The organism is Aquimarina sp. AD10 (assembly GCF_003443715.1).
GTDB lineage: Bacteria > Bacteroidota > Bacteroidia > Flavobacteriales > Flavobacteriaceae > Aquimarina > Aquimarina aggregata.
Genome location: NZ_CP031965.1, coordinates 3454785 through 3468301 on the forward strand (window position 1 = coordinate 3454785; position 13517 = coordinate 3468301).

The 13517-nt window shown below is 33.5% G+C and carries 12 protein-coding genes; 7 read left to right on the forward strand and 5 right to left on the reverse strand.

The window, feature by feature from the left end; all coding sequences use genetic code 11:
* Window positions 1-85 precede the first annotated feature (85 nt).
* From metG to D1816_RS14410, 4 genes are all read left to right on the forward strand, one after another.
* Window positions 86-2152, forward strand: coding sequence for a methionine--tRNA ligase (gene metG / locus D1816_RS14395; RefSeq protein ID WP_118503713.1), 2067 nt, complete (start codon window positions 86-88; stop codon window positions 2150-2152).
* Between the two features lie 77 nt (window positions 2153-2229).
* Window positions 2230-3702 (forward strand): hypothetical protein, encoded by a 1473-nt coding sequence (locus tag D1816_RS14400; protein ID WP_118503715.1) that lies wholly within the window; start codon window positions 2230-2232, stop codon window positions 3700-3702.
* 19 nt (window positions 3703-3721) lie between these two features.
* Entirely contained in the window at window positions 3722-4624 is a 903-nt protein-coding gene (locus D1816_RS14405) for a histone deacetylase (RefSeq protein WP_118503717.1), read from the forward strand.
* Between the two features lie 74 nt (window positions 4625-4698).
* Complete coding sequence (locus D1816_RS14410; RefSeq protein WP_066320273.1) at window positions 4699-5046, forward strand: DUF2116 family Zn-ribbon domain-containing protein; 348 nt, start codon at window positions 4699-4701, stop codon at window positions 5044-5046.
* Between the two features lie 56 nt (window positions 5047-5102).
* On the opposite strand, the gene D1816_RS14415 is transcribed toward D1816_RS14410, so the two are convergent.
* Window positions 5103-5570 carry a CBS domain-containing protein gene (locus D1816_RS14415; RefSeq protein WP_066320271.1) on the reverse strand — a complete coding sequence of 156 codons (468 nt, stop codon included), beginning with the start codon at window positions 5568-5570 and terminating at the stop codon, window positions 5103-5105.
* A gap of 222 nt (window positions 5571-5792) precedes the next feature.
* On the opposite strand from D1816_RS14415, the gene D1816_RS14420 reads away from it, so the two are divergent.
* From D1816_RS14420 to D1816_RS14430, 3 genes are read left to right on the forward strand one after another with little or no spacing between them, the layout of a single operon-like run.
* Complete coding sequence (locus D1816_RS14420; protein ID WP_118503719.1) at window positions 5793-8165, forward strand: M28 family peptidase; 2373 nt, start codon at window positions 5793-5795, stop codon at window positions 8163-8165.
* A gap of 10 nt (window positions 8166-8175) precedes the next feature.
* The gene (locus tag D1816_RS14425) at window positions 8176-8544 is read left to right on the forward strand and encodes a hypothetical protein (protein ID WP_118503721.1); all 369 of its coding nucleotides are present in this window, start codon (window positions 8176-8178) and stop codon (window positions 8542-8544) included.
* Window positions 8544-9350, forward strand: coding sequence for a hypothetical protein (locus D1816_RS14430; RefSeq protein ID WP_118503723.1), 807 nt, complete (start codon window positions 8544-8546; stop codon window positions 9348-9350). The genes D1816_RS14425 and D1816_RS14430 overlap by 1 nt, the downstream gene beginning before the upstream one ends.
* Window positions 9351-9412: 62 nt before the next feature.
* On the opposite strand, the gene D1816_RS25705 is transcribed toward D1816_RS14430, so the two are convergent.
* The 4 genes from D1816_RS25705 to D1816_RS14445 all read right to left on the reverse strand — a co-directional run bounded on the left by D1816_RS25705 (window position 9413) and on the right by D1816_RS14445 (window position 13379).
* The gene (locus D1816_RS25705) at window positions 9413-9568 is read right to left on the reverse strand and encodes a hypothetical protein (RefSeq protein ID WP_158597824.1); all 156 of its coding nucleotides are present in this window, start codon (window positions 9566-9568) and stop codon (window positions 9413-9415) included.
* A 367-nt stretch (window positions 9569-9935) separates the two neighbouring features.
* On the reverse strand, window positions 9936-10682 hold the full coding sequence (locus D1816_RS14435) for a succinate dehydrogenase/fumarate reductase iron-sulfur subunit (protein ID WP_066320259.1): 747 nt from the start codon (window positions 10680-10682) through the stop codon (window positions 9936-9938).
* Between the two features lie 5 nt (window positions 10683-10687).
* Window positions 10688-12703, reverse strand: a complete 2016-nt coding sequence (locus D1816_RS14440) for a fumarate reductase/succinate dehydrogenase flavoprotein subunit (protein ID WP_118503725.1) — start codon at window positions 12701-12703, stop codon at window positions 10688-10690.
* Window positions 12704-12716: 13 nt separating this feature from the next.
* On the reverse strand, window positions 12717-13379 hold the full coding sequence (locus D1816_RS14445) for a succinate dehydrogenase cytochrome b subunit (RefSeq protein ID WP_066320250.1): 663 nt from the start codon (window positions 13377-13379) through the stop codon (window positions 12717-12719).
* Window positions 13380-13517 lie beyond the last annotated feature (138 nt).

The window sequence follows — 13517 nt, forward strand, 5'->3', positions numbered from 1 at the left end:
ATTAGCCGATCCAAATATTTTGAATCGGCTAATGGTTATATCTTGTAGTGGTTTTTATTACCTTTGTGCCTTATTTTTTAGCATTATGAGCACACAAGGGAGATACACCATTACAGCAGCATTACCGTATACTAACGGTCCAATTCATATAGGTCATTTGGCAGGAGTTTATGTGCCTGCAGACATTTACTCTCGTTATCTAAGAATTACCGGCAATGATGTTGCTTTTATCTGTGGTAGTGACGAACATGGAGCTGCAATACCTATGCGTGCCAAAAAAGAAGGTGTTTCGCCACAAGTAATTATTGATAAATATCATGCAATAATTAAAAAATCTTTCGAAGATTTCGGAATTTCTTTTAATAACTATTCCAGAACCTCTGCCCCTATTCATCATGATACCGCATCAGAATTTTTTAAAAAAATGTATGAGGATGGTAAATTTGTAGAAGAGACTTCTGAACAATTATATGATCCAGAAGCTGATCAATTTCTTGCAGACAGATTTGTAACAGGAACCTGTCCAAAATGTGGAAACGAAGAAGCCTACGGAGATCAATGCGAAAACTGTGGTAGTTCTCTTAATGCTACCGATCTTATCAATCCAAAATCTACTATTTCTGGTGCTGAGCCTATTTTAAAACAAACAAAACACTGGTTTTTACCACTAGATCAATATGAAGATTTTCTAAAAGAATGGGTATTGGTAGGCCACAAAAAAGATTGGAAAACCAATGTATATGGACAAATCAAATCCTGGGTAGATGATGGTCTTAGACCTAGAGCCGTGACTCGAGATTTGGATTGGGGGATTCCTGTTCCGGTTGAAGGAGCCGAAGGAAAAGTACTATACGTTTGGTTTGACGCGCCTATTGGTTATATATCATCTACCAAAGAGTGGGCTGCACGAGAAGGAAAAGATTGGGAACCGTACTGGAAAGATAAAAACACTAAGCTTGTACATTTTATAGGCAAGGACAATATTGTTTTTCATTGTATTATTTTTCCTAGTATGCTAAAAGCAGAAGGAAGTTATATTTTACCTGAAAATGTGCCTGCCAATGAGTTTTTAAACCTTGAAGGCAATAAATTATCTACTTCCAAAAATTGGGCAGTATGGCTTCATGAATACCTAGAAGAATTCCCTAACCAACAAGATGTATTGCGCTATGCACTTACTGCTAATGCTCCTGAGACTAAGGATAATGATTTTACATGGAAAGATTTTCAGGCTAGAAATAACAACGAACTAGTTGCTATTTTTGGAAACTTCATTAATCGTGTAGTCGTATTAACAAATAAGTACTATGATGGGGTTGTTCCCACCCCAAGCACATTTTCCGAAATTGACGAACAGACATTAACTGAATTAAAAGCATATCCGGCTGTTATATCAAGCTCTATAGAGCGATATAGATTTAGAGAAGCTAGTCAGGAATTGATGAACGTAGCACGACTAGGAAACAAATATCTCGCAGACGAAGAACCCTGGAAAACAATTAAAACAGATGAAGAGCGTACTAAAACAGTAATGTATGTTGCTTTACAAATTGCATCAGCACTAACCACGTTATCTGAGCCTTTTTTACCTTTTACTTCTAAAAAATTAGATACTATTCTTGCAATTTCTTCAAATAACATTGAAACACAATGGAATGAAATTGCTTCAAAAGATGTTTTGCTTCCTGCGGGACACAAAATTGAAAAAGGAACACTTCTGTTCTCAAAAATTGAAGATATAGATATCCAAAAACAACTAGATAAACTAGAAGCTACCAAAAAAGCTAACGAAGCCGAAAACAAGGTGGTAGAACCACAAAAGGAAACAGCCACTTTTGATGATTTTACCAAATTAGACATGAGAATCGGTACCATTATAGAAGCCGAAAAAATGGCTAAAGCTAAAAAATTACTCGTGCTTAAAGTCGATACAGGAATCAATGTAAGAACCATTGTTTCTGGTATTGCAGAACACTTTACTCCAGAAGAAATAATTGGTAAAAAAGTAACTGTACTGGTAAACCTTGCCCCAAGAAAGTTGCGTGGGGTAGAAAGTGAAGGTATGATTTTAATGACCGAAAACCCAGAAGGTAAAATTGTATTCTTAAATCCTGATGAAGATAATGTAAACCCTGGTGCCGTAGTTAATTAATTTTTTCTAACATATACGGCACTTATAGGTAACAAATGTGACTCTTATGACATTCATAAGAGTATATAACCATTTTTATGAAAAAGCATATCACAGTTTTATTTTTACTATTCTCTTTCGTTTCTCTTTTTTCTCAGGAAGTAATTTCTGAAAACCCATTACGTTTAAAAGGTGGTCTAAGTGATCGAAGAGAGTCTATTCCAATTATAAATTCAGTTTCAAAAGAATTATCATTGTTTATTGTAGACCGCAAAACAATGTACCTAAATAAATATGACAAAACGTTTAATTTACTTGATCAACTAAAATTTGAAAGACCAAAAACCCAAGCAAAAAACATCATTGATGCTGTAGAATCAAATAATGGACAGTATTTATTTTTAGTATCAAATAACTCTAAAAAGAAATTAGAACTTATTACAATTGATTCGCAAACAAAGACAACTGATTTAATAACTACTCCTATTTTATCAAAAAATGAACGTTATTTAGAAGCTTTTGCCTATAAGAATCAAATTTTTATACTCACCCTTATCCCTAAAACTTCAAAAATAAACGTTCACAAGATAAAAAAGGCTGCCAATATAGAAACTTTGGAGTATGATCTTACAAATGAGATTTTCTTTGATAAATATGATAAACCAATGCTACTGTACAGGGCTTTCGCTTCATTAAATAGCTCTAAACTTAATATTGAGCGCATAGAATCTGACATCCCGAATGCTTTAGAAGCTAGCTCAAAAAAAACAAAACTTTACATACAGGATGATCGTATTATATTATCACTGGATATTAGCAATCGATATAGTCAACTTATTACCCTTGATCTTAAAACAAATAGCTTTGATCTTACCTCTATTGAAAAACCTCAATTGGATGGTGTTAATAGAAACAATAAACAATTTGTTAAATCAAACTCTTTTTTATCAAAGAAACTACTCTATCAAATTAGTGGCCTAAGAGGTGAAATGAAATTCAATGTAACTGATTTAGACTCTAAAAAAATAATAAAAGAAATTACTTTACAAAAAGAAGACTCAATTTCTTTCAAGAACACTCCTATTATTCAGGAAGGAGGGTATTACAATTCACACCGTGAAATGGAAAAAACTCAAAAATTCTTACGAAAAATTGCACTATCCAACATTGCAGTTTCTGTACTACATAAACAAGATACCATACGCGTTACTTTGGGAGGTGTAAAGGAAATTGCTGCAGGTGGTGGTGGATTTGGTATGCCAATGGTTGGGTTTGGAGCAATAGGCGGAGCAGTTGCTGGCTTAGGAAATACATTCGTAACACCGACATTTTATGCATATTCGGGTTACACACATACAAAATCTACTCGTATTGATTGTTTATTTGATGAAAACATGACACATGTTCAAGGAGAAGTAGCTGTAAATGCCTTTGATCATATTAAAGAATTTTCTGATGGTATACTTTTTAATAAAAAAGCCGAGACTGTTTTTAAATTTAATGACTATTTTATACATGGATATTATAATTCTCTTCACAAAAAGTATTTTCTAAGAAAATTTGAGGATTGAATATTTAATAATTTTTTACATGCTTAAAATAGCTTATCATACCATCTACACACATCCTTTACCAGAAAAGCATAGGTTTCCGATGATTAAATATGAGTTGTTACCCAAACAATTGCTGCATGAAGGAACTTGTACGGTAGATAATTTTTTTGAACCTGAAATTCCAGATTCAAAACCTATTTTAGCCATTCATACGGAAGAATACTATAAAAGTCTGATCGAATTATCTTTAGCCCCAAAAGTAGCTAGAAAAATAGGGTTCCCATTATCCAAAGAGTTGGTTGATCGAGAGGTCATTATAGCAGACGGTACGATAAAGGCCTCTGAATATGCGCTGCAGTATGGTATCGCAATGAATATAGCAGGAGGCACTCATCATGCCTATACAGATCACGGAGAAGCTTTTTGCTTATTTAATGATCAAGCCATTGGCGCTCGATATCTTTTAGAAAAAGAACTCGTAAAAAAAGTACTAATTGTGGATCTTGATGTACATCAAGGAAACGGAACTGCAGAAATTTTTAAAAATGATCCTAGTGTATTTACTTTCTCGATGCATGGAGCAAATAATTACCCTTTTAAAAAAGAAAAATCTGATCTGGATATAGCGCTTTCAAATTACACTAATGACGACTATTATCTAAAGGTTCTAAAAGAAACATTACCTAGGCTTATCCGAGACCAACAGCCAGATTTTATCTATTATCTTTCAGGAGTTGATATTTTAAATACAGATAAATTAGGAAAATTAGGGTGTACCCTAAAGGGTTGCGAAGAACGGGATCGATTTGTGTTACAAACTTGTTTTGATCACAATATTCCTGTAATGTGCGCTATGGGCGGAGGCTATTCTCCTGATATAAAAATTATTATAGAAGCTCACGCAAATACCTTTAGATTGGCACAAAGTATCTTCTTTTAAATACTACCGAAATCAGCTTAGTCATTTGTACACGGATATTTATTAGTATATTGACCTTTAAATCAAGAATTAAGATGCAAAAAGAGTGTCCCGTATGCGGAGATAGAATTATTGGTCGTGCAGATAAAAAATTCTGTAGTGACTACTGCCGAAATGCTTTCAATAATCAATTAAATAAAGACAGTAAAAATTTAGTTCGTAATATTAATAATTTACTGCGCAAAAATTACCGTATTCTTGAAGCTCTTAATCCAAATGAAAAAACTAAGACAACCAAGGCGAGACTTATTGCCAAAGGTTTCGATTTTCAACATTTTACAAGCATTTATGTAACCAAAACTGGTAATACCTATTATTTTGTGTATGATCAAGGGTATTTACCTTTAGAAAATGAATTTTATGCCTTGGTAAAAAGAAATTAAAAAAAAGGTACAAATCCTTGACGGCTTTGTACCTTTTAATAGCATTGACGTTTGTGTCACTTATGCCAATTTTGGCTATTCATCCTTAATGCTGCTTTCATAACATCTTTTTGACTTATTTGACCGACTAATTTTCCATCTTCAAGGATAGGAAAACGTCTTCTCTTTGTCTGGATAAATTTATTGGCCGCATCGAAAATATTAAGATTTCCATCTATTGTTTCGACATCCTTAACCATAAATTTATCGACTGTAGCATCGTCAATAGGCATGTTATAATAACGACTTTCGTTTAATTGTTTAATACAATCTCCTTCAGAGATTATACCCAGTAATTGATTTTGATCATTTACAACCGGCCCCCCAGAGATCTTATGCTTGACTAGGGTTTCAATTACTTCCATAACTGGTTGATTTGGGCTAAATGTAATCAGATCTCTTGTCATATAATCCGAAACTTTTATTTGTGTCTCGTCTTGCTTCTTAGTCTTAGATCGAGCCCCTTGAAAACTGATTATTCCCATATTAATTAGTGATTTAGTGAATCTTAAATATAGTGATTCCCAATTACTTATTCAAATTACATTAGAACTTTCGCACATTTCAAACCTGATTTTTGACACATTCTTAACGTTTCTTTTTTAATTACAAGATATCAATAAACGTGTAGTAACAATATTCATTTTAAATTGGCATTAGTTTAATAATTGTAGCGTTTTTCTTACCTTTAACAAAACCAATACACAATGCGCAAGTTTCCCTCATTAATTACCCTTTTTCTCATCATAATTTCTATCTACTATACTTTTCATAGTAGTAAATCACATACCATAACAGATCTTAACACACCTAAACAAGAATTTTCTACCCTACGCGCGCTGGAGCATGTCAAAAGCATTGCAGAAAAACCTCATTACCTAGGAAGTCCTGCCCACGAGGAAGCTAAATCATATATTGTAAATGAATTATCTAAAATGGGGCTACAGTCTCAAATTCAAGAAGGGTTTTCTATTGGTAAATCAGGCAACTGCAGCAGGCCACAAAATATCCTTGCCAAAATAAAAGGAAGTAGTAATGGTAAAGCATTAATGATAATGTCTCATTATGATAGCTCTCAACACTCCTCTTTTGGTGCAAGTGATGCCGCTAGTGGGGTCGCAACAATTTTGGAAGGTATTAGAGCATATCTTGCAACTAATAAAACACCAAAAAATGATATCATTATTTGTATTACGGATGGAGAAGAATTAGGACTTAATGGAGCAGATCTTTTTGTCAAAAAACACGAATGGAGTAAAAATATAGGGCTTACTCTTAATTTTGAATCTAGAGGGAGCGGTGGAGATTCATATATGCTTATAGAGACCAATGGGAAAAATGGGAAAATGATTGAAGAGTTTTCTAAAGCAGGAGTACGATACCCTGTAACCAATTCGTTAGCATATAGTATTTACAAAATGTTACCTAACGATACAGACCTTACTGTACTAAGAGAACAAGGGGATATAGAAGGTTTTAACTTTGCCTTTATAGATGACCATTTTGATTATCATACTGCAAATGATACATGGCAAAATTTAGATCTTACGACCTTACAGCATCAAGGAAACTATCTAATGCCTCTAATATCTTATTTTTCTGAAGCAGATATCACTAATCTAAAGTCTGATAAAGACTATATTTATTTTAACATCCCAATTTTCAAACTTGTAAAATATCCTTTTAGCTGGATTTATATATTATTAATCATATCAATTGTTTTATTTATCGCATTGATTATTTATGCCAAATTTGCCTATAGAATTCAATTTTCTTCTGTTTTAAAAGGTTTTGGTCTGTTTCTACTAGCATTAAATCTTGCTGGGTTTCTCACCTTTGGACTTTGGGAATTGTTTAAAATAATCTACCCCCAATATCAGGAAATACAGCATGGATTTACGTATAATGGCTACATATACATTGCCCTATTCATTGTATTTTCAGTTTCAATTTGCTTTAAAGTATATGCCAGATTTGGAAAACCTGAAAAACTAACTAGTTTAATGATTGCTCCCTTATTTATGTGGTTAGTAATTTCGATCATGTCGGCCGTATATCTAAAGGGTGCAAGTTATTTTATAATCATTATGCTTTTTGGATTACTTTCTTTCTTTGTCTTGATACGACAAAAGAAACCTAACCCTTACTTAATGGTAATTCTAGCATTTCCATCAATTTTTCTTCTTTCACCATTTATTGCGTCATTTCCGGTTGCTTTAGGATTAAATATTCTTTACGTATCGGCTATATTGTCTGTACTATTATTTGGAGTATTGTTACCTGTTTTTGGGTTCTATAAACGAAAAAATCTTGTTGGTAATATTGGACTTGTTCTTACTTTAGTTTTATTGATTACAACTCACATAAAATCGGATACGACAGAAAATAGACAAAAACCCAATAGTCTTATTTATATACTTGATGCAGATCAAAATAAAGCGGTTTGGGCATCTTATGACAAACACCTGGACCCTTGGACCGAAAATTATATTAAGGCTGATGAAAATATTGCAGAAACTTACAATGCAAATACACTAATTAGTAAATACGGACGCTCATTTACCTATGCTAATCAAGCCCCTACAAAAAACATACGTCAATCAAAGTTAGACATCAGTAAAGATACTATTATTGGAAATCATAGATATGTAGATCTATGTATCGCGCCACAACGGGATATAAATAGAATAGACATCTTTAATGAAACCGTTTTTAATTTTAAAAACTTAAAAGTTAATGGAGAAACAGCTACTGATTTTGAATATTCTGATAGTATAACTTATAATGCATTTACCAAAAGATGGAAAGAACATTTGTTGTCCTATTTTGTACATAAAAATGAGCCTTTAGAATTACAAATGGAATTTCATAAAGATTCATTGCCGAAATTCGTATTCTACGAATCGTCTTATGATCTCCTTACCAATGCGCTTTTTTCTGTACCTAAAAGAGAAACTACAATGATGCCCAAACCTTTTATTGTAAATGATGCTGTAGTGATCAAAAAAAGTTTTGCTTTGCAGGAATATGTAGAAAAAAAGGAGGATACTTTAGCTGTGAGCAAAACCTTGCCCCAATAAAATTTAGCTAGTGCAAAATAACATTTTAAGACAGATAACAGACATTCAAGTACAAGCGAATCGATTAATAAAAGAAAAAGTAGATCTTGAACAGATATCACAATTTGCTCTATATACAGATGAAATGAAATCTTTTCTTTTACAAACAATTAAAGATGATTTTATACAAAATCATATTGCAGAAATACCAAATCTCAATTTAGACGAAAACACTAGACCAACTGGGATTTTAATACTTTTATCATTTATTATGGGAAGTGCCGGAAATTCTTATTACCATGATAAACAAAAAATCGATCATGCTAAAAAGATTATTAGAGAAATTAGAAATAAGTATGCATCTATAGAATTCATGCTTAAAAATTATTTTAACTCGTAATGACAAAAATTAGTATCCTAGGAACAGGATGGTTAGGATTACCATTAGCAAAGGCATTGATTGCTTCAGGCAATATCATAAAAGGCTCTACCACTTCAGAAAATCGATTGGATATATTAGAAAAATACAATATCGATCCATATCACATTACACTTACTGAAAATGGACCGAATGGCGATATCCATTCTTTTTTAAACCATAGTGAACTACTAATTATCAATGTACCTCCTGGATTAAGGCGAGATCCAACTATTAATTTTGTTGCCAAAATACAACAACTTATTCCCCTCATAGAAAAATCAACTATCAAAAACGTGATTTTTGTGAGCTCTACGTCGGTTTTTGCTGAGCAGGAAGGTTTTCCATTAATTTCTAACAAAACGTTTCCTAACGCGACTTCAAATGCCGGAAAACAACTTATTGAAGCTGAACAATTACTCCAACAAAATAAAAACTTTAGAACTACGCTACTTCGATTTGCCGGACTTTTTGGCCCTAATAGACATCCAGCCCAGATGCTATCCAGAAGAACCAATATCAAAAACCCAAATGCTCCAGTCAACCTAATTCATCTCGAAGATTGTATCGGGATCATTAAAAAAATTATAGAAACGAGTACTTGGGGACAAACATTGAATGCTTCTCATCCCGATCATCCAATAAAAGTTGATTACTATAGTGAGGTTTGTAAACAAATGGGGTTACCCTTTCCTGATTATAATTTTGAGATTCCTTCTAAAGGAAAAACAGTTGATTCAAAAAATATTATGAAAGTATTAGATTATAAATTTAGATTTAAACTATAAAAAAAGCCACTCAAATAAAATTAAGAGCAGCTAATTCAAATTATTTTTTTAACTAATTAAGATTATTTCTCAGCAGGTAGTTCTTCTTCTTCTTTTGTAATTACGATTTCTGAAAGCGACGGTCTTGTGCCTGTTCCTCCAATTACGAAACGCAAAGATTTTTTAGTTATACCTTTTATTTCTCCTTTTCCAATAAAATCAATTGATAATTTGCTCATATTAATTTAAATTTATTTTTAGTTATCTACTCTATTAAAGGCTTTTCGATTTCCACCTATCTATTTCTTAACAAAATTATCTTCTAAGTTATTATGACTGCGACTTACCCAATCAAAACAGGTTAAGATGAACGTCGAAAATCTATAGTGTAATTTTTAAAATTAGACTGTTTCATTCTCATACATATTAAAAAAAAAATTATTTATTTTACTAATTACTACAACCATAAGATTTTTAAATTCTTGATTTTCATTAATTAGTGTAATTGGTAAAATAAATGTTACCCCTAAAAAGCATTTTTTTCAAAAAAAAAACTCTAAATCAATATTTGATTTAGAGTTTTTAAAATTATTAGATTTTAAAGGATTATCCTTTAATACTTGCTTTTAAATATTCGCGATTCATACGAGCAATATTCTCTAAAGAGATTCCTTTAGGACATTCGATCTCACATGCTCCAGTATTGGTACAGTTACCAAAACCTTCTTCATCCATTTGATTTACCATGGCTAACACACGATCAGTGGCTTCTACTTGTCCTTGTGGCAACAACGCAAACTGTGACACTTTAGCCGAAGTAAATAACATCGCTGAAGCATTTTTACAAGCTGCTACACAAGCACCACAACCAATACAGGTTGCTGCGGCAAATGCATCATCTGCATTATCCTTATTTACTGGTATCGCATTTGCGTCTATTGTATTACCCGATGTATTGACAGAAATATATCCTCCTGCATGTTGGATTCTATCAAACGCACTACGATCAACCATTAAGTCTTTCACGACAGGAAAAGCCTTGGCTCTGAACGGTTCAATATAAATTGTATCACCATCGTTAAATTTACGCATATGTAACTGGCAAGTTGTTACCAAACGATCTGGTCCATGCGGCTCTCCATTAATTTGTAAAGAACAGGATCCGCAGATTCCTTCTCTACAATCATGATCAAATACTACAGGCTCCTCTCCTTTAGTAATTAATTGTTCGTTTAACACGTCTAACATTTCTAAAAAAGACATGTCTCCTTCAATTCCTTTCACCTGATAGTCTACTATCGCTCCTTTTGAAGAGGCATCTTTTTGACGCCATATTTTTAGTGTAAGATTCATAGCTTTTATTTATAAGAACGTGTTTTTAATTCGATATTTTCAAAGACCAAGTCTTCTTTATGCAGTTGAGCATCTTTAGGCTCTCCTTTATACTCCCAAGCAGAAACATATTTGAAATTTTTATCATCTCTTAATGCTTCACCTTTTTGTTCTCCTGATTGCTCAACAGATTCTTCTCTAAAATGCCCTCCACATGATTCATTACGGTCCAATGCATCTTTTGCAAATAACTCTCCTAATTCTAAGAAATCTGCTACTCTACCTGCCTTTTCTAATTCGGGATTCATGCTATTTGCATCTCCCGGAACCTTTACATTTTTCCAGAAATCCTCTCGTAAAGCTGAAATTTCTTCGATAGCTTCTTTTAGGCCTTGTTCATTACGAGACATTCCACATTTGTTCCACATGATTTTACCTAATTTTTTATGGTAATAATCTACAGAATGTTCTCCTGATCCCCCCATTAACTTCTCGATTCGATCTTTAACATCTTTTTCTGCTTGATCAAATTCTGGCGTATCTATAGGGATCTTTCCTGTTCTAATATCTTGAGATAAATAATCTCCTATGGTATATGGCAATACAAAATATCCATCTGCAAGCCCTTGCATTAATGCAGAAGCTCCCAACCTATTTGCACCATGATCAGAGAAGTTTGCTTCTCCAGCTGCATAACATCCAGGAACCGTAGTTTGTAAATTATAATCTACCCAAAGACCACCCATTGTATAATGCACCGCTGGGTAAATCATCATTGGTGTCTTATATGGATTTTCATCAACGATTTTTTCATACATCTGAAATAAGTTACCGTACTTATCTTCGATAACCTTTTCTCCTAACTCGCGAACTTGATCAGCACTAGGGTTATGCAATCCAGAAGTTAATGCTTTTTCTTTTCCGTAACGTTGAATTGCTGATGCAAAATCAAGATATACAGCTTCTCCGGTTTTATTAACTCCAAATCCAGCATCACAACGTTCTTTTGCTGCTCTAGATGCTACATCACGTGGTACCAAGTTTCCAAAAGCAGGATAACGACGCTCTAAGTAATAATCTCTTTCTTCTTCTGCTAATTGTGTAGGTTTTAATTTTCCTTCACGTATAGCTTGCGCATCTTCAATCCTTTTAGGTACCCAAATACGTCCGTCATTACGAAGAGATTCTGACATCAATGTTAACTTAGATTGATGATCTCCTGAAACAGGAATACATGTTGGGTGAATTTGAGTATAGCATGGATTTGCAAAGAAAGCTCCTCTACGGTGTGCTCTCCACGCCGCCATAACATTACTTCCCATAGCATTTGTACTTAAAAAGAAAACGTTTCCGTATCCTCCAGAAGCTAAAACAACCGCATGGGCAGAGTGACGTTCTATCTCACCTGTAACCAAATTACGTGCTATAATTCCTCTGGCTTTTCCGTCTACTTTTACTAGATCTAGCATTTCGTGACGATTAAAAGCCTGTATTTTTCCTCTATTGATCTGGCGATTCATTGCAGAGTATGCGCCTAACAATAATTGTTGACCCGTTTGTCCTTTGGCATAAAATGTTCTTGAAACCAATACCCCTCCAAACGAACGGTTATCTAATAAACCACCATATTCACGTGCAAAAGGTACTCCTTGTGCAACACATTGGTCTATAATATTACCCGAAACCTCAGCTAACCTATGTACATTAGCTTCTCTAGAACGGTAATCTCCTCCTTTAATAGTATCATAAAAAAGACGATAGTTAGAATCACCATCACCTTGATAATTTTTTGCAGCATTAATTCCTCCTTGTGCGGCAATTGAGTGCGCACGACGTGGAGAATCCTGATAACAAAATGTTTTAACGTTATATCCTAACTCTGCCAGTGTAGCGGCAGCACTTCCTCCTGCTAATCCAGTTCCAACAACGATAACATCAATGTTTCGCTTATTAGCAGGGTTAACCAGGTTAATTGTATTTTTATGTTTTGTCCACTTATCCGCCAGTGGACCTTCAGGTATTTTAGAATCTAAAATTGACATACTAGTGGTGTTTTTAATGTTGATTAAAATGAAGTGCTATTGCAACAACAATAAATCCTAATGGAATAACAATCGAAAATGCTTTAGCAAACTTAGATGCTGCAGCAGAATATTTATTATTAAATCCTACAGATTGGAACGAAGATGCAAATCCGTGCCATAAATGCAATGTTAAAAACACAAATGAAAGTACATACAATCCTGTTCGAACCGGGCTTTCAAATTTATGTAACAATTCTGGATAGTATCGCGTTGGATCTTCTGGAGCAAACTCTATGTATTTATGAACCATTTCTGGAACCCAAAAATCATAAAAATGCAACCCTAAAAAGGCTAATACTACCAATCCAGAATAAATCATATTCCTAGACATCCATGAAGCATTTGCTCCACCATTATACTTTGCATACTTAACTGCTCTAGCTTTGTTGTTTTTTAATTCTAATACAAATCCCATTACAAAATGAAAAATTACTCCAAAAATAAGCACAGGCTGTAATACAAATTGTACTACCGGATTGGTTCCCATAAAATGAGACAATTCGTTAAAGATATCTGCGCTAAAAATTGAAGTGAAATTTATTGTAAAGTGTTGTAATAAGAAAAAAACTAAGAAAAGTCCCGAAAGTGCCATGGCCACTTTTCTAGCTATTGAAGATTTTATCAATCCACTCATTATTTAAAATGTTTAATTATTCTTTACAACAAAAATAGGGCTCACTACTATTTTAGCCAAGCTTTAAGATGTCTTTATTTCACTATTTATAATGAATATAAAGAAGAAAAACTTTGTTTATCATTAGCTCCTAAAACG

What these genes read in the sequence shown, in the direction of transcription:
- metG (WP_118503713.1), top strand. Translation starts at nt 86, where the DNA reads ATGAGCACACAAGGGAGATACACCATTACAGCAGCATTACCGTATACT.
- D1816_RS14400 (WP_118503715.1), top strand. Translation starts at nt 2,230, where the DNA reads ATGAAAAAGCATATCACAGTTTTATTTTTACTATTCTCTTTCGTTTCT.
- D1816_RS14405 (WP_118503717.1), top strand. Translation starts at nt 3,722, where the DNA reads ATGCTTAAAATAGCTTATCATACCATCTACACACATCCTTTACCAGAA.
- D1816_RS14410 (WP_066320273.1), top strand. Translation starts at nt 4,699, where the DNA reads ATGCAAAAAGAGTGTCCCGTATGCGGAGATAGAATTATTGGTCGTGCA.
- D1816_RS14415 (WP_066320271.1), bottom strand. Translation starts at nt 5,570, where the DNA reads ATGGGAATAATCAGTTTTCAAGGGGCTCGATCTAAGACTAAGAAGCAA.
- D1816_RS14420 (WP_118503719.1), top strand. Translation starts at nt 5,793, where the DNA reads ATGCGCAAGTTTCCCTCATTAATTACCCTTTTTCTCATCATAATTTCT.
- D1816_RS14430 (WP_118503723.1), top strand. Translation starts at nt 8,544, where the DNA reads ATGACAAAAATTAGTATCCTAGGAACAGGATGGTTAGGATTACCATTA.
- D1816_RS25705 (WP_158597824.1), bottom strand. Translation starts at nt 9,568, where the DNA reads ATGAGCAAATTATCAATTGATTTTATTGGAAAAGGAGAAATAAAAGGT.
- D1816_RS14435 (WP_066320259.1), bottom strand. Translation starts at nt 10,682, where the DNA reads ATGAATCTTACACTAAAAATATGGCGTCAAAAAGATGCCTCTTCAAAA.
- D1816_RS14440 (WP_118503725.1), bottom strand. Translation starts at nt 12,703, where the DNA reads ATGTCAATTTTAGATTCTAAAATACCTGAAGGTCCACTGGCGGATAAG.
- D1816_RS14445 (WP_066320250.1), bottom strand. Translation starts at nt 13,379, where the DNA reads ATGAGTGGATTGATAAAATCTTCAATAGCTAGAAAAGTGGCCATGGCA.